Source organism: Cedecea neteri, assembly GCF_000758305.1.
Lineage (GTDB): Bacteria > Pseudomonadota > Gammaproteobacteria > Enterobacterales > Enterobacteriaceae > Cedecea > Cedecea neteri_C.
Map to the genome: position 1 here is coordinate 561,345 of NZ_CP009458.1, position 19,727 is coordinate 581,071.

Genomic DNA, 19,727 nt, shown 5'->3' on the forward strand with positions numbered 1-19,727 from the left:
TCACATATTTTTAACACTCAAAAATAATTAAAAACGGTTCTTCGTATAATTATGCATTCGTCATGATCGGTGAAATTACCGTTCTCTGACACCCATCAATTAATAACAAAACAAATAAAAACCACCTTGAGCACGTGATAAATCTCACATTAAATGGTTGTGAAGAAATTAATATACGCCACGAAGACAACTTAACAGGTTATTAAAATCGCGACGCAATACTCATTGCGTCACAGGCACTTTTATTTCCTAATAAATGCAAAGGAATAGTCATGGACAAACATTATGTCGGTTCCGAAATAGGTCAATTACGCAGCGTGATGCTGCATCGGCCAAACCTCAGCCTGAAAAGACTTACTCCTTCAAACTGTCAGGAATTGTTATTTGACGATGTGCTTTCCGTTGAGCGTGCCGGTGAAGAGCACGACGTTTTTGCCAATACGCTGCGCGGCCAGGGCGTAGAAGTCCTGCTGCTCACCGACCTGCTGACCCAGACGCTGGATGTCAGCGATGCCAAGGCCTGGCTGCTGAATACTCAGATTTCAGACTATCGGCTCGGGCCCGCATTCGCCTCGGACGTTCGCGGCTGGCTGGCCGATATGCCGCATCGCGAACTCGCCCGTCGCCTTTCCGGCGGGCTGACCTATGGGGAAATTCCGACGCACATTAAAAATATGGTCGTGGATATTCACGCCACAACAGATTTTATTATGAAGCCGCTCCCTAATCATTTATTCACCCGTGATACGTCCTGCTGGATTTATAACGGCGTTTCTATTAACCCAATGGCAAAAGCGGCTCGCCAGCGCGAAACAAATAACTTAAGGGCCATTTATCGCTGGCACCCAGCATTCACTGACGGAAAATTCATTAAGTATTACGGCGACGAAAATATTAATTATGACCACGCCACGCTGGAAGGCGGTGACGTATTAGTGATTGGACGAGGCGCTGTATTAATTGGCATGTCCGAACGAACCACGCCTCAAGGCATAGAATTCCTCGCTGAATCATTATTCAGGCATCAACAGGCAACGCGCGTGATTGCCGTTGAACTGCCGAAGCACCGCTCCTGTATGCACCTCGATACCGTCATGACCCATCTCGATCTCGACACCTTCTCCGTTTACCCGGAAGTCGTCCGCAAGGACGTGCAGTGCTGGACGTTAACCCCTGACGGCCACGGCGGCATCAAGCGCCACCAGGAAACCAGCCTGGTGAACGCCATCGAAAAAGCGCTGGGTATCGATCAGGTCAAGCTCATCACCACCGGCGGCGATGCCTTTGAGGCCGAGCGCGAACAGTGGAACGACGCCAACAACGTGCTGACCGTTCGCCCCGGCGTGGTCATCGGCTACGAACGCAATATCTGGACCAACGAGAAATACGACAAAGCCGGGATCACCGTCCTGCCTATTCCGGGCGATGAACTGGGCCGCGGGCGCGGCGGCGCGCGCTGCATGAGCTGCCCGTTGGAACGCGACGGAATTTAAGGGAGGAAAGCATATGCAACAGAAACCCACTCTCGTAGTCGCGCTCGGCGGAAATGCCCTGCTGAAGCGCGGTGAGCCGCTGGAAGCCGACCTGCAGCGTAAAAACATTGAGCTGGCGGCAAAAACTATCGCCCAGCTCACCCACGCCTGGCGCGTGGTGCTGGTGCACGGCAACGGTCCGCAGGTCGGCCTGCTGGCCCTGCAAAACAGCGCCTACCAAAACGTAAGTCCTTATCCGCTCGATGTTCTCGGCGCTGAGAGCCAGGGAATGATCGGCTACATGCTGCAGCAGGCGCTGAAAAATAACCTGCCTGACCGCGAAGTCAGCGTGCTGCTGACTCAGGTTGAAGTGGACTCGCAGGATCCGGCGTTTAGCAATCCGACCAAGTACATCGGCCCGGTGTACAGCAAGGAGCAGGCGGATGCGCTGGTGCGTGACAAAGGCTGGTCGGTAAAAGCTGATGGCCAGTACTTCCGCCGCGTGGTGCCGTCCCCGCAGCCTAAACGCATCGTCGAAAGCGATGCCATTACGGCGCTTATCCAGCGTGACCATCTGGTCATTTGCAACGGCGGCGGCGGCGTGCCGGTGGTGGAAAAAGCCGACGGCTACCACGGGATTGAAGCCGTCATTGATAAGGATCTTTCCGCCGCATTACTGGCCCGCCAGATAGAGGCCGACGCCCTGCTGATCCTCACCGACGCCGACGCCGTTTATCTCAACTGGGGCACGCCGGCGCAGCGCCCGCTCACCAGCGTGACGCCGGCAGAGCTTGAAAGCATGAGCTTCGATGCAGGCTCGATGGGGCCAAAAGTGTCCGCCTGCAGTCGCTTCGTCGCCAGTTGCCACGGTATCGCCGGGATCGGTGCGCTGGAGGATGGCCCGGCAATTCTGACTGGGGAGAAAGGCACGTTAATTCGGGAGCCGTGAAAGCCCCCTCACCCTAACCCTCTCCCCAAGGGGGAGAGGGGATAAAAAATGTATCGCACTTACCCCTCACCCTAACCCTCTCCCCCAAGGGGATAGGGGACAAAAAGGCATCGCACTTCCCCCTCTCCCTTCCAGGGAGAGGGCCGGGGTGAGGGTAAAAAAATCTTCTCATTCAAAGGATAACAAAAATGACTATCAACCTAAAAAACCGCAATTTCCTGAAACTCCTCGACTTCAAACCGGCAGAAATTCAGTACCTCATCGACCTGGCCCGTGAACTGAAGGCCGCCAAACAGGCCGGAACGGAGAAAAAAACGCTATGCGGTAAAAACATCGCGCTGATCTTCGAGAAAACCTCCACCCGCACCCGCTGCGCCTTTGAAGTTGGCGCGTTTGACCAGGGCGCACTGGTGACGTATTTGGGGCCAAGCGGCTCGCAAATCGGCCATAAAGAATCCATGAAAGATACCGCCCGTGTGCTAGGGCGGATGTACGACGGGATTGAATACCGCGGCTATGGCCAGGAGATTGTCGAAGAACTGGGGGAATACGCTGGCGTGCCAGTGTGGAACGGGCTGACCAATGAATTTCACCCGACCCAGATCCTCGCCGACCTGATGACCATGCTGGAGCACGCCCCGGGTAAAAAACTGCAGGATCTCTCCTTCGCTTATCTCGGCGATGCCCGTAACAACATGGGCAATTCCCTTATGGTGGGCGCAGCCAAAATGGGCATGGATATTCGCCTTGTTGCGCCCAAAGCCTTCTGGCCTGAAGCGGCGCTGGTCGAGCAATGCCGAGCCATCGCCAAAGAAACCGGCGGCCGCATCATGCTGACGGACAGCGTTGCAGAAGGCGTTGCGGACGTGGATTTCCTCTACACCGACGTTTGGGTTTCGATGGGCGAGCCTAAAGAAGCCTGGGCCGAACGCGTAAGCATCATGACGCCTTACCAAATTAACCAGAACGTCCTAAACGCGACCGGCAACCCAAACGTCAAGTTCATGCATTGCCTGCCGGCCTTCCACAACGAACACACCAAAGTCGGCAAAGAGATCGAAGAAACCTACGGTCTGAAGGGGCTGGAAGTGACCGAGGAAGTCTTTGAGTCAAAACACTCCATCGTCTTCGACGAAGCCGAAAACCGCATGCACACCATTAAAGCCGTGATGGTCGCCACGCTCGGCGAGTAACACAGTCGGGCGGTGGGAACTCCTCGCTGCCCGTATTGCCCTTGTGCTGCTTCACGCAGCGGGAGAAAAGGAAATGGCCGATGTTACCCATGAAGGTGCCGCAGACACCTCCACAAGCAGTGAAAGAAAACTCGGACTCAGCGCGCTGGTGGCGCTGGTTATAGGCTCGATGATTGGCGGGGGCGTTTTCAGCCTGCCGCAAAACTTTGCTTCAGTAGCTTCACCCGGCGCATTGCTGATCGGCTGGGCTATCACCGGCGTCGGTATGCTTTGCCTGGCGTTTATTTATCAGAATCTCAGCGCGCGTTGCCCGGATCTTGACGGCGGCGTTTACAGCTATGCCCGGGCCGGGTTTGGCGACTTTATTGGCTTCCAGTCCGCCTGGGGCTACTGGTTCTCCGCCTGGCTCGGGAACGTCTCTTACGCGGTATTGCTGTTCAGCGCCATGAGCTTTTTCATTCCGGTTTTTGGCGACGGGAATAACCTGCCTTCCATTATCGGCGCCTCCGTTGTGCTGTGGCTGGTGCATGCTCTGGTACTTCGCGGAGTACGCGAAGCCGCCTACATCAACACCATCCTCACCGTGGTAAAGGTCATCATCCTGCTGGTCTTTATTGTCGCGGTGCTGATTGCCTTCCGGATTGGCGTGTTCACAGCAGATTTCTGGGGCCGCATGATGCTGGTCGAAGGCTCACGTCCAGAAATTTTCGACCAGGTTAAAAACACCATGCTGGTCACCACCTGGGTGTTTATCGGCATCGAAGGCGCGACCGTCGTTTCCGCCCGAGCCGCAAAACGTGAGGATATCGGTAAGGCGACGGTCATTGGTCTGCTGGGCGCGCTGGCGATTTATGTGCTGGTCAGCGTGCTGTCGATGGGGATCCTCGATCAGGCCACTCTGGCCGGGCTGAAGAATCCGTCAATGGCGGGCGTGCTGGAAAGCGTGGTCGGGCCGTGGGGAGCGAAGTTCGTTGCCGGAGGCGTGATTCTGTCCGTAGCCGGCGCGCTGCTGGCCTGGACGCTGTTTGCCGCTGAATTACCCCGTGTCGCGGCGATTGACGGCATTTTCCCTAAAATTTTCGCCAAAGAGAACGCCCGCCATTCACCCTCGTTTTCGCTGTGGATCACCAATGGCTTAATTCAGCTCTTCCTGATCCTCACCTTGTTCTACGCCGCTGGCTACCAGGCGCTGTTCTCCATCGCCACGGCAGCCATTTTACCTCCGTACCTGTTCAGCGCGGCCTACGGATTAAAGCTGGCCTGGACCGGGGAGCGTTATGGGCAAGGGGAATCACGAACCGGCGGCATCCTGCTTGGCCTGATTGCAACGGCTTACGGCTTCTGGCTTTGCTACGCCGCGGGCGATTCGATGTTGCTTAGCTCGCTGTTATTCACGCCGGGCATTCTGGTGTTCCTGTGGCAGAAAAAAACCCAGGGTCAGCCGCTGCTGAAAAGCTATGAACTGGCGATCGCCGTAGCCATTCTTGCTTTGGCCGCATGGACATTAAAACTGGTGATAACCGGAAATTTACAGATAGCCTGACGCCATTAACGCCACGATTGTGGCGTTAAACTCTTCACTTCAATCCATTGACGACATTTTTAAGGGATAAAATTAATAAAAATCATTTCTATCAATAAATTACGTTCATCAACCGTGCAATGAAAACGCACCGGTCATCACAGGAGTGTATAGAGACCATGAGGACATCCCGCCTCTCGTTCGAGAAAGAGCAGCGCCAGCTTGAACTGTGCCAACAGCTCATCAGCCACAAGAGTTATCACTCCCAGGAGCAACTACGCCATGACCTGAAACAGCACGGCTTCGAAGCCATCAGTCAGTCCACTGTCTCCCGCCTGCTCAAGCTACTGGGCGTCATAAAGTTGCGCAATGCCAAAGGGCAAAAAATTTATGCTCTTAGCCCTCAAACTTTACCTCAGCCCAACGCGGCGCGTTCGGTGGCTGAAATGGTGCTAAGCGTTGAGCACAACAGTGAATTTGTCATGGTGCACACGGTGTCAGGCTACGGCAAAGCGATAGCAAAAATTCTCGATCATCACGCCATCGCCGAGATTTTGGGCGTGGTCGCCGGCAGCAGCGTGGTCTGGATTGCGCCGCGTGAAGTGCAAAAAACGCCGCTGTTGCATCGCCGCATCATGCGTATGCTGGGCCAGGCGTAAATGCACCGCAACCGATTGCAGCGCCCCTGAAAAAGTGTGATTTTAGCGCTTGCAGAGAACACCCACGCGCGTATAATGCGCCACAATTTGCCGGGAGGAAGCATGGTTTACTGTGTTCAAAAAAATGTCGTAGCTCGACGTCTGAAAGCAGACGCGGCAGGGCGTTTTTCTTCCCGTTGCACCGTCGAATTTCTAAATTCCCAAATTGCTAAGGCCCCTCGTTGAGGGGCCTTTTTTTTGCCCGTCGGCCCGAGAACAGGAGAGAAGCATGACTAACCCGCTCTATAAAAAACACATCATTTCCATCAATGATCTCAGTCGTGAAGAACTTGAACTGGTGCTGGCGACCGCGGCAAAGCTAAAAGCGAACCCCCAGCCGGAGTTGCTGAAGCACAAAGTTATCGCCAGCTGCTTCTTTGAAGCGTCGACCCGAACTCGCCTCTCGTTTGAAACCTCCATTCACCGCCTGGGCGCTTCGGTCGTCGGATTCTCCGACAGCAGCAACACTTCGCTGGGCAAGAAAGGCGAGACGCTGGCGGATACCATCTCCGTCATCAGTACCTACGTGGACGCCATCGTGATGCGCCACCCGCAGGAAGGCGCGGCTCGCCTCGCCACCGAGTTTTCCGGTGAGATCCCGGTGCTGAACGCCGGTGACGGCGCTAACCAGCACCCGACCCAAACCCTGCTGGACCTGTTCACCATTCAGGAAACTCAGGGCCGCCTCGAGAACCTGAATATCGCTATGGTCGGTGACCTGAAATATGGCCGCACCGTGCATTCGCTGGCCCAGGCGCTAGCGAAGTTCAACGGCAACCGCTTCTACTTCATCGCGCCACCCGCGCTGGCGATGCCGCAGTACATTCTCGACATGCTGGATGAAAAAGGCATTGCCTGGAGCCGCCATGAGTCCATCGACGAAGTGGTAGGCGAGCTGGACATTCTGTACATGACCCGCGTGCAGAAAGAGCGTCTGGACCCGTCTGAATACGCCAACGTTAAAGCACAGTTTATCCTGCGCGCCGCCGACCTGACCGGCGCACGCGGCAACATGAAGGTGCTGCACCCGCTGCCGCGCGTGGATGAGATCACCACCGATGTAGACAGCACGCCGCATGCCTGGTATTTCCAGCAGGCCGGTAACGGTATTTTTGCTCGCCAGGCGCTGCTGGCGCTGGTGTTGAATCGCGAACTGGTTTAAGTGAGAGGACAAGAAGATGACGCACGATAATAAATTACAGGTTGAAGCCATCAAGCGCGGCACCGTTATTGACCACATTCCGGCTCAGGTTGGCTTTAAGCTCCTGACCCTGTTCCAGCTGACCGAAACCGACCAGCGCATTACTATCGGCCTGAATTTGCCATCCCGCGAGCTGGGCCGCAAAGATCTGATCAAAATTGAAAATACCTTCCTGACCGACGAGCAGGTGAACCAGTTGGCGCTGTACGCCCCGCACGCCACGGTGAACCGCATAGACGAGTACGAAGTCGTCGGCAAAAGCACCCCAAGCCTGCCGGATCGCATCGAGAAAGTGCTGCTGTGCCCGAACACCAACTGCATCAGCCACAACGAGCCGGTGGCTTCTTCGTTCGCCGTGAAACAGCGCGCCGACGATATCAGCCTGAAGTGCAAGTATTGCGAGAAAGAGTTCGCTCGCCACGTGGTTCTGGTAGATTAACGACCACTAATGACAAGCCACTCCCCGTCTCTATAATGGGCGGGAGTTTAAATCCAATACTAAGGAGAAAGTATGTCACGTACGCTTAGCACGGAAAATGCACCGGCCGCTATCGGTCCTTATGTTCAGGGTGTCGATCTCGGGAGCATGATCATCACTTCCGGGCAGATCCCGGTGAACCCAAAAACCGGTGAAGTGCCGGAAGATGTAGCCGCTCAGGCTCGTCAGTCCCTGGAAAACGTGAAGGCTATCGTTGAGTCCGCGGGCCTGAAAGTGGGCGACATCGTGAAAACCACCGTGTTTGTGAAAGATCTGAACGATTTCGCGACCGTGAACGCCACCTACGAAGCCTTCTTCAACGAACATAACGCGACCTTCCCGGCTCGCTCCTGCGTTGAAGTGGCTCGTCTGCCGAAAGACGTAAAAATCGAAATCGAAGCTATCGCCGTTCGCCGCTAGTTCGCCGCCGCGCTTTGCTTCTGGCCCCGCTTTCACGGGGCCATTTCTTTGCTTACTTCACCACAGCCCGCAGCAGTTTTTCCAGCGGATACACCGCCGCAATCACCACTTCATCACGAGTCTGCGCCGCAGCATCCAGCTGAGCCTGAATGGCTTTCAGCTCGTCATCGCTGAGCGAACCTTGCTTCGCTACCAAATCCGTCAGCCTTAAGCCAAGACCGGCGAGCTTGTCCACGTCCTCGGCAACCGGCTTGAGCGGTTTTAGCACGTAGTTGCCGTCGATCAGCGCCAGCACGTCCGGGGTGTTGTTCTGCCAGCGGGTGAAGATATGGCGCAGCGCTTCCGCACTGTTCCCGTCTTCCCTGTCGGCAATCAGTTTATCTACCCAACCGTTAATCGCCCTGACCTGCCCGCTTTCTGCCCCAAGCGCATCGGCAAAGCGGTTCAGCGGCTCAAAGTGGTTGTAATTCCCGGCCTGGAATTTCAGGTGCTGGCGCGTGTAGTACTGCGCCGGCTCGACGGCCTGGGCGAGGATTTGCAGCGGCATGATCTCCGGCGTACCGGCCAGGCGCGTGAGCTGCGTAACGGATTCGGTATGCTGACGCAGGCCAACGGACACCGTGGACCAGGCATCAATGGCCTGCATACGCTGGTACATATTGTCCACGTCGGTGACGTCTTTAGCCGACCAAAGCCGTTCGGCCACGGCAAAAGTCCGCGGCCAGAGTTTGATATCCAGCAGCGGGGAGATCACATTTTCCGCCCACAGCGCCGCTTCGCCGCCGAGGATATTGCTCATCTGCGCGTCGGTTGGCACCACAGGCTGTTTGCCGTCCGGGATGCCTTCGAGCTTCTGTCCGGTCGCCGGATAGCGCACGTTGCCCACCAGGAAGTAGCCGTTAAGCTTGTCGTTTTCCAGCGTCACCACCGGGCGCGTTTCCCCCATCCAGGTATCTACCGTAAATGTCACCTGGGTAGGGTTCAGCCATTTTACGTCGTGAACTGCGCGGCGGGATTTGCCCTTGAAGTCGATAAATCCGCGCCAGCCGCCGTCACTTTTCACCAGCGTAAAGCTGCCTTCTACCGCGCTGCCTTTCAGGCGAGGCATGCTGAAGAACCAGCTCTGTGCGCTGTCGGCCTCGCAGATGTGATCCACATTGTTTAGCCCAACCGGCAGGACCTCATTGCGGTAGTGGTAGGCGGTAGACTGCGGCTGGTCGAGGTAAAAGCCCGTGGACAGAATGCCTTTGTAGCCGTGGGCGGCGATTGCCCCCAGCGAATCCTGCCCCTGCCAGGACTGGATCAAAATGTTCTTCGGTAGATCCGGGTGATAAATCTCGTCCCAGCCCATCATCTGGCGCTTATGCTTCTCGAGGATCTTTTCCAGCCGCTGGTTGAAGTACGTTTGCAGCGCGTGGGAATCCGCCAGGTTGTGCTGCTTCATAAATTGCTGGATGGCGGCGTTTTCTTTCCACTGGGTGTCATCCACCTCATCGCCGCCGATATGCAGATAATTATCCGGGAAAATAGCGGTAACTTCGCCAATCAGCGTATCGACAAATTTGTAGGCCGCTTCGTTAGCCGGGTTCAGCAGCGGCTTCAGAACGCCCCAGTTGCGCTCCATCTGGTATGGGCCCGGCGCGCTCATCAGCTCCGGGTAAGCGACAGCCAGCGCTGAGCCGTGGCCTGGCAGGTCAATTTCCGGCACAACGCGAATGCCCAGCGAGGTGGCATAGCGTACCACCTGCTTCATTTGCGCCTGGGTGTAGAACTGCCCGTCGCTCGCCAGTTGCTGGAGCTTAGGATAATGGGTCGACGCAAAGCGCCAGCCCTGATCGTCCGTCAAGTGCCAGTGGAAGACATTCAGCTTGGCGGCTGCCATCCCGTCCAACTGGCGGAGAATGTCGTTCACCGGCATAAAGTGGCGAGCCGAATCAAGCAGCAGCCCGCGCCACGGGAACCGCGGCACATCTTTGATTTCGACATAAGGAATCGACGTATTTTGCGGACCATTTTGAATCAGCTGCAGCAAGGTCTCCATGCCGCGCATCGCGCCAAAGCGCGTGTTAGCGGTGAGCTTCACGCCGTCCGCCGTCACGCTTAAGGCATAGCTTTCGTCGCTGTCTGCTTTAGGTAGAGGATCAACGACCTGTTTAATTTGAATAGCAATCGTGGGTTTTGCAGGCTGTGCAGCCGCTGGCTGAAGCTGCCACCCGGTTTGCAGGCTGATACGCTGCCGCCAGCGATCAACGGCGCCGTCGAGCTTGTCGCCGCTAATGGCGATAGACACGGCGTTAGTCAGCGGCAGGCTGCCCTGCGTGGCCGGGAGTTCGACCTGCTGCGGCCAGGGCATTAACGGGAGATCCCCTGCGGGAGCGGCCTGCGCCTGGCAGGCAACGGCGATACCTGCAGCCAGCAGGCTAAAACGAAGCGATTTGAACATGGATAATCCTTTCACGTGACGGGCCAGAAAATAGCAAAAACAATCTGTTATCACGTGAAGGATTTTTCAGCAAGGCGGCGGCGAGATGTGGATCACATCTCGCCATTTTTTGGATTACTGCCAGCCGTAGCGGCGGCTATAGAAACCTTTTACTGCCTGAGTCAGCATCATGTAGCCTGCCAGGATGATCACCAGCAGCGGGAAGTAGCTCAGCGGCAGCGCCTGCAGGTGGAGATATTCCGCCAGCGGGGAGAACGGCAGCGCAATCCCGAGCGCCATCACCAGCAGCGTCATGACCATCAGCGGCCAGGCCGGACGGCTTTGCAGGAACGGAATGCGGCGGGTACGGATCATGTGCACAATCAGCGTCTGCGACAGCAGGCCTTCCACGAACCAGCCGGACTGGAACAGCGTTTGCGCTTCCGGGGAGTTGGCTTTGAAAATCCACCACATCACGCCGAAGGTCACGATATCGAAGATGGAGCTGAGCGGCCCGAAGAACACCATAAAGCGGCCCAGGTCGGCCGGGTTCCAGCGCTGTGGCTGCTTGATTTGCTCATCGTCGACGTTATCAAACGGGATCGCGACCTGCGAGATATCGTACATCAGGTTCTGAATCAGTAAGTGGATCGGCAGCATCGGCAGGAACGGCAGGAAGGCGCTGGCCACCAGCACGCTGAAGACGTTGCCGAAGTTGGAGCTGGCGGTCATTTTGATGTACTTGAGCATGTTGGCGAAGGTACGACGGCCTTCAATCACGCCCTCTTCCAGCACCATCAGGCTTTTTTCCAGCAGGATAATGTCGGCAGCCTCACGGGCGATATCCACCGCACCATCAACTGAAATACCGATATCCGCCGCACGTAACGCTGGAGCATCGTTGATGCCGTCGCCCATAAAGCCCACGACATGGCCTTCACCGCGCAGCAGGCGAACGATACGCTCTTTGTGCATCGGCGTCAGGCGGGCAAACAGCGTGGTTTGCAGCGCCACGCGCGCCAGTTCGTCATCGCTCATCTCTTCGATGTCGCTGCCGATAATCAGGTCGCCTACCTCCAGGCCGACTTCACGGCATACTTTCGCCGCGACCAGTTCGCTGTCGCCGGTCAGGATTTTCACCGCGATGCCGCTGGCTTTCAGCGCTTTTAACGCCGGAGCGGTGGTTTCTTTCGGCGGATCGAGGAAGGCAATGTAGCCTTCGAGGATCAGGTCTGACTCATCCACGCGGCTGTAGTCTGCGCTGCGAGCAGGCAGGAATTTGGTGGCAACGGCAACCACACGCAGGCCCTGGCTGTTTAGCGAGTCGGTTACGCTGCGAATGCGCGTCAGCATCCCTTCGCTGAGCGGCACAATTTCGTCCCCGTGGCGTACATGGGTACAGACGTTGAGGATCTCCTGCAGCGCGCCTTTGCAGATAAGCTGATGCACGTCGGCCTGCTCGGAGACCACAACCGACATGCGGCGGCGATCAAAATCAAAAGGAATTTCATCTATTTTGTGCCAGCGGGCAACCGCCGTACGAGCATGGTCAGCATCGACGCCTTCCAGTACCGCCACGTCGAGCAGGTTTTTCAGGCCGGTTTGGTAGTGGCTGTTCAGCCAGGCGGTATGCAGCACGCGATCGCTTTGCTCACCGAAGATATCGGTGTGGGTTTCCAGCACGATGCGGTCCTGTGTCAGGGTGCCGGTTTTATCGGTACACAGGATGTCCATCGCGCCAAAGTTCTGGATAGCATCCAGGTGTTTCACAATGACTTTTTGCTTCGACAGTTTGACCGCCCCGCGCGCCAGCGTGGAGGTCACGATCATGGGCAGCATTTCCGGCGTCAGGCCGACGGCAACGGAGAGCGAGAACAGCGCCGCTTCCCACCAGTCGCCCTTGGTGAAGCCGTTAATCAGCAGCACCACCGGCACCATCACCAGCATAAAGCGGATCAGCAGCCAGCTTACGCGGCTGATCCCGCGCTGGAAGGCGTTAGGTTCACTTTCCTGCTGGGTGACACGCCCGGCAAGCTGGCCGAACCAGGTGTTGCCGCCGGTGGCGATAATCATCGCCAGAGCGGTGCCGCTCACCACGTTGGTGCCCATAAAGCAGAGGTTGTCGCACTCCAGCGGGTTGTGCTGGTCGTGCTGACGGCTGACGGCGACTTTCTCAACCGGCAGCGATTCCCCGGTCAGCGATGCCTGGCCAACAAACAGGTCACGCGCCTGCATCACGCGCAGGTCGGCTGGGATCATGTCGCCCGCAGCAAGCTTAACAATGTCACCAGGTACCAGCTGGTCCAGCGGAACTTCGACGTAGGCATATTCGCCCTGGTCGTTGATCACGCGCAGCACGGTTGCGGTGTTGCTCACCATCGCCTTCAGCGCATCCGCCGCGCGGGTGGAGCGGGTTTCCTGGATGAAGTTCAGCAGCGTGGAAATCACCACCATCAGCGCGATGACGCTGGCGCCGAACAGATCATCTTCCGTGGCGTAGGAGAAAATCCCCAGCGCCGTCAGCAGCAGGTTGAACGGGTTGCGGTAACAAACCCAGAGATGCACAAACCACGGTGCGGGTTTCTGCGCCGGGATCTGGTTCAGGCCGTGGGTTTCGCGCGCCTTTTCGACTTCGCGAGCGTCCAGCCCTTCCGGATGGCTGCCAAATTCAACGTAGAGCTGCTCTTCGCTGGCGGCGGCATATTTCAGGCAGGCCTGGGTCAGCGTCGCCGGAATATCGGCGGCCTTCGCCACCACTTTCCCGTCAGGCATAGGATCGCGCTGCACCAGGCGGCGCGGCAGGTGGCGGCTCAGTTGGGACATCAGCTGGCGTGTGAGGTTTTTGAATTGCATAAACGTCCTTAGCACCGTCTTGAGCGGTACCTAAGTTTCCTGTAGGCGCAACAAAGCTGCACCAGGCAGGAGAGCATCAACAAGCAGGGACGTAAAAGAGAGTGGTCGTCACTGCCTTACAAAACCGGTAAGGCAGCGGGCGTTAACCTGTGGCTTACCGGAAAATTCCTGTTACTTCAGGGTGAGGACTGGGATCGGGTTCCATGTCATCTCCGGTAGCGTTGAAAGAAAAATAGCATTACGCCTTCTGGCATAATGAGAATGCCAGGTATACTACGCCCGTAAAACTAAACCGTCTGTAAACCAGATTTTGCCCATATCGGGAACGGGATAGAGCGTTAATATTTTAATCCTGGTAAGTATATTCTAAATAATCCGGATTACAGGTTGGTGGCAAACGAGTGACAATCACTGCATTCGTGTCCCAAAGGAAAAAGGGCTAGCCGCCATTGTCTAACCAGCCAATTTGCACCGTGACCGCCAGGGAAAAGAACAACCATGCAAAGTCGCCTTACCATCAAAGATATTGCCCGCCTGAGCGGCGTGGGGAAATCTACCGTTTCGCGCGTATTGAACAATGAAAGCGGCGTCAGCGCCCGCACGCGGGAACGGGTTGAAGCGGTAATGCAGCAGCATGAGTTCTCTCCCTCCCGCTCGGCGCGCGCGATGCGCGGGCAAAGCGACAAAGTCGTCGCCATTATCGTGACCCGCCTGGACTCCCTGTCGGAAAATCTGGCGGTGCAAACCATGCTGCCTTGCCTTTACGAGCAGGGCTACGACCCGATCATGATGGAAAGCCAGTTCTCACCAGAGATGGTTGAGGAGCATCTCGGCATGCTGCGCCGCCGCAATATCGACGGCGTGATTTTGTTCGGCTTCACGGGTATCAACGAGAAAGTGCTGCAGCCCTGGCGCTCCACGCTGGTGCTGATGGCGCGAGACGCCAACGGTTTCGCTTCGGTGTGTTATGACGATGAAGGCTCCATTCACATCCTGATGTCTACGCTTTATCAGCAGGGCCACCGGGATATCAGCTTCCTGGGCGTACCGCACGGCGACGTCACCACCGGTTACCGTCGTCACCAGGCGTATCTCGCGTTTTGTCGTGACCACGATATTGTTCCGAATGCCGCCCTGCCCGGCCTGGCTATGAAGCAAGGCTACGAGCATGTGGTTGAAGTCCTGACCCCAAAAACCACCGCCCTGCTGTGCGCCACCGACACCCTGGCGCTGGGCGCAAGCAAATATCTCCAGCAGCAAAACCGCAGCGATATTCAACTGGCGAGCGTGGGGAACACGCCGCTGATGAAATTCTTGCATCCTGAAATCATCACCGTTGACCCAGGCTACGCCGAAGCCGGTCGCGCCGCGGCTTTGCAGCTGATCGGGCAGATTTCTCAGGGCCAACAGCTGCGGCAGATCGTCATCCCTAGTCACCTGCAATAAAACCTCTCCTGAACGGGATTTTGTGATCTTCGCCCGGTTTCGGGAACGTTCCCATTTTCGCAATATAGAAACCTGGCTACCCTTACAACAGGTCATTACCTCCTACCCAGGGTGTTACTTATGAGCAAAGTAAAACAACAAGACATCGACAAACTGATCGAACTGGTTGGCGGACGCGAGAATATTGCGACCGTCAGCCACTGCATTACCCGACTGCGTTTTGTGCTGAACCATCCCGAAAATGCCCATCCTAAAGAGATCGAAAACCTCCCGATGGTGAAAGGCTGCTTTACCAATGCCGGTCAGTTCCAGGTGGTTATCGGTACCGACGTGGATGATTATTACAAAGCGCTGATCGCCACGACCGGACTGGACTCCGCCGACAAGGAACAGGCCAAGACGGCGGCCCGTCAAAACATGAAATGGCACGAGCAGCTGATCTCCCACTTCGCAGAGATCTTCTTCCCGCTGCTGCCGGCGCTGATCAGCGGGGGTTTGATCCTCGGTTTCCGTAACGTCATTGGCGACCTGCCGATGAGCAACGGGGAAACTCTTGCCCAAATGTACCCGGCGCTGAAAACCGTGTATGACTTCCTGTGGCTGATTGGTGAAGCAATCTTCTTCTATCTGCCGGTGGGCATTTGCTGGTCTGCGGTGAAGAAAATGGGCGGCACGCCAATCCTCGGCATCGTGCTGGGCGTTACGCTGGTGTCACCACAGCTGATGAACGCCTACGAGCTGGGCACCAAGATCCCGGAAGTGTGGAACTTCGGCTGGTTCACTATTGAGAAAGTCGGTTACCAGGCACAGGTTATTCCTGCGCTGCTGGCCGGTCTGGCGCTCGGCTTCATCGAAACTCGTATGAAACGTATCGTGCCGGATTATCTTTATCTGGTTATCGTGCCGGTTTGCTCGCTGATCCTGGCCGTCTTCCTGGCGCACACCGTGATCGGGCCATTTGGCCGTATGATCGGTGATGGCGTGGCGTTCGCAGTTCGCCACCTGATGACCGGCAGCTTCGCCCCTATCGGTGCCGCGCTGTTTGGCTTCCTGTATGCGCCGCTGGTAATTACCGGTGTTCACCAGACCACGCTCGCCATCGATATGCAGATGATCCAGAGCCTGGGCGGGACACCGGTTTGGCCACTGATTGCGCTGTCCAACATCGCACAGGCATCTGCGGTTGTCGGCATCATTATCTGTAGCCGCAAGCAGAACGAACGTGAAATCTCCGTCCCGGCGGCTATCTCTGCCTACCTCGGCGTGACCGAACCGGCCATGTACGGGATCAACCTGAAGTACCACTTCCCGATGCTGTGCGCGATGGTCGGTTCCGGCCTGGCTGGCCTGCTGTGCGGCCTGAACGGCGTGATGGCGAACGGGATTGGCGTCGGCGGTCTGCCGGGCATTCTGTCCATCCAGCCTAAGTTCTGGGGCGTCTACGCCATTGCGATTGTTATCGCGGTGATTGTGCCGATTATCCTGACCTCCATCGTCTACAAGCGTAAATTCCGCCAGGGCACGCTGCTGGTGGTGTAGTGAGATTGACCGGGGGCAGAAATGCCCCCTTTTCGTCAGAGCAAAGTGACTTTTTCTCGCTTTGTGGGTTATCAGCTGAAAATCAGCCCATTGATTTTCCTTGTTTATTTTTGATGGCACTGAAGGTTCTTTCTACTACCAGAAGCTTGTCATCAGTTTGTGGGGCAATTCCGCCCCTTCAGCTAGCAGGAACTCGCTATGAATATCACTCCTCCGTGGTGGCAAAACGGCGTCATCTACCAGATTTACCCGAAGAGTTTCCAGGACACGACCGGCAGCGGGACCGGCGATCTGAAGGGCGTGATTAAGCGTCTGGATTACCTTAAGACGCTGGGCGTTGATGCCATTTGGCTCACACCGTTTTATGTCTCGCCTCAGATAGATAACGGCTACGACGTCGCTAACTACTGCGCGATAGATCCAACCTACGGCACGCTGGAAGATTTTGATTTGCTGGTAGCCGAAGCCCACCAACGCGGTATTCGCCTGGTGCTGGATATGGTGTTTAACCACACTTCCACGGAGCACGACTGGTTCAAACAGGCGCAGGATAAACACAGTCCGTACCGCGAGTTCTATATCTGGCGCGACGGCAACCCGGACATTCTGCCGAACAACTGGCGCTCGAAGTTCGGCGGCAATGCCTGGCAGTGGCAGGCGGAAACGGGCCAATACTACCTGCACCTTTTCGCGCCTGAGCAGGCCGATCTCAACTGGGAAAACCCAACGGTTCGCGCCGAGCTGAAGAAGGTTTGCGAGTTCTGGGCCAACCGCGGCGTGGACGGCCTGCGTCTCGACGTGATTAACCTGGTATCAAAAGATCAGACGTTCCCGAATGACGTGAACGGCGGTGACGGGCGTCGTTTTTACACCGATGGTCCACGAGTTCATGAGTACCTGCAGGAATTCAGCCGCGATGCTTTTAAGCCGCTCGGCCTGATGACCGTCGGCGAGATGTCCTCCACTTCACTGGATAACTGCCAGAAATATGGCGCCCTCGATGGCAGCGAGCTGTCGATGACCTTTAACTTCCATCACCTGAAAGTGGATTATCCCGGCGGCGAGAAATGGACGCTGGCAAAACCTGACTACGTGGAGCTGAAGTCCATTTTCAACCACTGGCAGCAGGGGATGCACAACGTGGCGTGGAACGCGTTGTTCTGGTGTAACCACGACCAGCCGCGCATCGTGTCCCGCTTTGGCCACGAAGGCGAACTGCGAACCACCTCCGCGAAGATGCTGGCCATGGTGCTGCACGGCATGCAAGGCACGCCGTACATCTATCAGGGGGAAGAGATTGGGATGACTAATCCGCATTTCTCCAACATCGATCAGTACCGCGACGTGGAAAGCCTCAATATGTTTGCCGAGCTGCGAACCCTTGGGCGCGACAGCGACACGCTGATGGCTATTCTTGCCAGCAAGTCACGCGACAACAGCCGCACGCCGATGCAATGGGATGCCGGCAGCAACGCTGGCTTTAGCGAAGGCACGCCGTGGATTGGCCTGTGCGATAACTACCAGACAGTCAACGCCGCAGCGGCGCTGGAGGACAAAGAGTCGGTGTTCTATACCTACCAGCAATTGATCAAGCTGCGTAAGGCGGAGCCGGTGCTGACCTGGGGGAATTATCAGGATCTGCTGCCGGAGCACCCGCTGGTGTGGAGTTACAGCCGCCAACACGAGGGCCAGACGCTGGTGGTTGCCGCGAACCTTAGCGCGGAAGCGCAATGGCTGCAGCTGGAAGGGCATGAAGGCGAATGGGAAGTGTTGATGAGCAACTATGCTGATGCCGCACCGAAGCCTGCGGAGATGAGCCTGAGGCCGTTTGAGGCAGTGTACTGGGTTAAGCGTTAGTCTGGAAAAACGCCCCTCAATGTCGCTTCTGACCCTCACCCTCTCCCTGGAAGGGAGAGGGAATAGATTGCGAACTGTTTTGCCCTGTTGTTTGCCCCCTCGCCCCTTTGGGGAGAGGGCCGGGGTGAGGGGAAAAATTACCCCTTCAGCGCCTGAACCCGACTCAGCCAGCCGTTAACACCCTCATCGATCAGCGCTTCCGTAATCGTATTTGCCCCCTGAATAAGCGCAGGCGCCTGCCAAATCATGCCTGTTTTATTCGCCATCGCATGGAACGGCAGCAGCAGCTCTTCCACCGTATAGCGGTTAGCCCCTTCGGCACGATAGGCGTCCGTCGATCCGCCGGTTGAGGTCATCACCATCAGCTTTTTGCCGTGCAGCGCGGTGCCGTTAGTCCCGTAGGCAAAGCCGAAGGTCAGCACCTGATCCTGCCAGTCCTTGAGGATCGCCGGAGAGCTGTACCACCAGAACGGGAACATCAGCACAATCGCGTCATGTTCCACCAGCAGCGCTTGTTCACGTTCAACGTCAATCTGGTGATCCGGGTACGCACGCTTAAGCTCGTGCACGGTGACGCCTTCGATGCTTTTCAGGGCCGTAACGCCAGCTCGGTTAATACGGGATTCTTCAGGGGCGCGATGTGCTGCCAGGACTAATATTTTTTTCATCTTTCAGACCTCATTTTTTGGGATGAGGCTATCTTTTCAGATGACAGGGCTTACCTGTAGTCCATAACATGGCACATCTGTTTCAACCAAAGGTTACAAGCATGATGCTTTCCGCAGACGTTCATCGGCTCATTCCCGCTTTTCTGGCGGCGGCCGACTGCCAGAGTTTTTCCGAGGCCGCCCGTCAGTTGGGTATTACGCCTGCGGCGGTGAGCAAAAGCATACGCCAGCTTGAACAGCGGCTGGGCATCGTACTCTTTGTGCGCAATACGCATTTTGTGGTGCTGACCGAAGAAGGCACTGCGTTACGCGATGAGGTCGCGCCGCTGTGGCAGGCGCTGAACCAAGCTCTGGTTAACCCGGGGACGGAACCTTCGGGGCTGCTGCGCGTCAGCGTGATCCCCGGCTTTGGCCGTCACTGCCTGATGCCAATTCTGGCCGAATTCCAGCGGCGCTATCCGCTGATTCGCTTCGAGTTGTCCATGGAAGCCCGCAGCGTGAATTTAATTGCTGAACGCATAGACGTGGCCATCGGCCACCGCACGGTAAGAGATAACCGCGTGGTCGCTCGCGAACTGTATACTTCAAAAATGATTACGGCAGCGTCACCGGCCTATTTAGCCCAGCACGGAACGCCACAAACGCCGGAAGATCTCGCACAGCATCGCTGCCTTATTCACCGCAACTCCGGCACCGGGCGCCTTCAGCAGTGGATGAATAACGAAACGCTGTTTGACGAACCCTCAGCCTGGTTTATCACTACCTCACCGGATTCGCTGGTGGACGCGGCGCTGTCCGGCATGGGGATCGTTTATCTCGCCGACTGGTATCTCACCAAACCAATTGCCGAAGGAAAATTGCAGGCAATTTTGCAGGGTTCGGCCACCGAGGCGCAGCAACTCTGGGTAAAGTATGCAGGAGGTAAAGTCCCGCCAAAGACTCGGGTTTTTGTCGAGTATTTATCCGAAAAACTCATCAGATAATTCTTGGCATTTTTAGCAATGCCCAC

Annotated in this window: 15 protein-coding genes; 12 read left to right on the top strand and 3 right to left on the bottom strand. The window is 56.5% G+C overall.

Annotated features, from left to right (window positions below; all coding sequences use genetic code 11):
- The first annotated feature begins 272 nt into the window (after positions 1-272).
- The 8 genes from arcA (at position 273) to ridA (ending at position 7,933) form a co-directional block, all read left to right on the top strand.
- Positions 273-1,493 (top strand): arginine deiminase, encoded by a 1,221-nt coding sequence (gene arcA / locus LH23_RS02575; protein WP_039287993.1) that lies wholly within the window; start codon positions 273-275, stop codon positions 1,491-1,493.
- A 13-nt stretch (positions 1,494-1,506) separates the two neighbouring features.
- Positions 1,507-2,421 (top strand): carbamate kinase, encoded by a 915-nt coding sequence (locus LH23_RS02580; protein ID WP_039287996.1) that lies wholly within the window; start codon positions 1,507-1,509, stop codon positions 2,419-2,421.
- 188 nt (positions 2,422-2,609) lie between these two features.
- Positions 2,610-3,614: an ornithine carbamoyltransferase gene (gene argF, locus LH23_RS02585; RefSeq protein ID WP_039287999.1), complete on the top strand. Its 1,005-nt coding sequence runs from the start codon at positions 2,610-2,612 to the stop codon at positions 3,612-3,614.
- Between the two features lie 73 nt (positions 3,615-3,687).
- Positions 3,688-5,157, top strand: coding sequence for an arginine-ornithine antiporter (arcD, locus tag LH23_RS02590; protein ID WP_039288001.1), 1,470 nt, complete (start codon positions 3,688-3,690; stop codon positions 5,155-5,157).
- A gap of 158 nt (positions 5,158-5,315) precedes the next feature.
- Positions 5,316-5,795, top strand: a complete 480-nt coding sequence (locus LH23_RS02595) for an arginine repressor (RefSeq protein WP_039288004.1) — start codon at positions 5,316-5,318, stop codon at positions 5,793-5,795.
- 268 nt (positions 5,796-6,063) lie between these two features.
- On the top strand, positions 6,064-6,996 hold the full coding sequence (gene pyrB, locus LH23_RS02600) for an aspartate carbamoyltransferase (RefSeq protein ID WP_039288007.1): 933 nt from the start codon (positions 6,064-6,066) through the stop codon (positions 6,994-6,996).
- A gap of 16 nt (positions 6,997-7,012) precedes the next feature.
- Positions 7,013-7,474 (top strand): aspartate carbamoyltransferase regulatory subunit, encoded by a 462-nt coding sequence (gene pyrI, locus LH23_RS02605; protein ID WP_008454720.1) that lies wholly within the window; start codon positions 7,013-7,015, stop codon positions 7,472-7,474.
- 72 nt (positions 7,475-7,546) lie between these two features.
- Entirely contained in the window at positions 7,547-7,933 is a 387-nt protein-coding gene (gene ridA, locus LH23_RS02610) for a 2-iminobutanoate/2-iminopropanoate deaminase (protein ID WP_008454721.1), read from the top strand.
- 52 nt (positions 7,934-7,985) lie between these two features.
- Here the strand turns inward: ridA and LH23_RS02615 are convergent, their stop codons facing one another.
- Positions 7,986-10,376, bottom strand: coding sequence for a beta-N-acetylhexosaminidase (locus tag LH23_RS02615; protein ID WP_039288014.1), 2,391 nt, complete (start codon positions 10,374-10,376; stop codon positions 7,986-7,988).
- A 114-nt stretch (positions 10,377-10,490) separates the two neighbouring features.
- Positions 10,491-13,208, bottom strand: coding sequence for a magnesium-translocating P-type ATPase (gene mgtA / locus LH23_RS02620; protein ID WP_039288017.1), 2,718 nt, complete (start codon positions 13,206-13,208; stop codon positions 10,491-10,493).
- Between the two features lie 498 nt (positions 13,209-13,706).
- Here mgtA and treR point away from each other — a divergent pair, with 498 nt between their 5' ends.
- From treR to treC, 3 genes are all read left to right on the top strand, one after another.
- Positions 13,707-14,654 (top strand): trehalose operon repressor TreR, encoded by a 948-nt coding sequence (treR, locus tag LH23_RS02625; RefSeq protein ID WP_039288020.1) that lies wholly within the window; start codon positions 13,707-13,709, stop codon positions 14,652-14,654.
- A gap of 120 nt (positions 14,655-14,774) precedes the next feature.
- Positions 14,775-16,193, top strand: coding sequence for a PTS trehalose transporter subunit IIBC (gene treB / locus LH23_RS02630; RefSeq protein ID WP_008454726.1), 1,419 nt, complete (start codon positions 14,775-14,777; stop codon positions 16,191-16,193).
- A 198-nt stretch (positions 16,194-16,391) separates the two neighbouring features.
- On the top strand, positions 16,392-18,050 hold the full coding sequence (treC, locus tag LH23_RS02635) for an alpha,alpha-phosphotrehalase (RefSeq protein WP_039288023.1): 1,659 nt from the start codon (positions 16,392-16,394) through the stop codon (positions 18,048-18,050).
- Between the two features lie 137 nt (positions 18,051-18,187).
- Here the strand turns inward: treC and LH23_RS02640 are convergent, their stop codons facing one another.
- The gene (locus tag LH23_RS02640; RefSeq protein WP_039288026.1) at positions 18,188-18,718 is read right to left on the bottom strand and encodes an NAD(P)H-dependent oxidoreductase; all 531 of its coding nucleotides are present in this window, start codon (positions 18,716-18,718) and stop codon (positions 18,188-18,190) included.
- Between the two features lie 101 nt (positions 18,719-18,819).
- Here LH23_RS02640 and LH23_RS02645 point away from each other — a divergent pair, with 101 nt between their 5' ends.
- The gene (locus LH23_RS02645; protein WP_039288028.1) at positions 18,820-19,701 is read left to right on the top strand and encodes a LysR family transcriptional regulator; all 882 of its coding nucleotides are present in this window, start codon (positions 18,820-18,822) and stop codon (positions 19,699-19,701) included.
- Positions 19,702-19,727 lie beyond the last annotated feature (26 nt).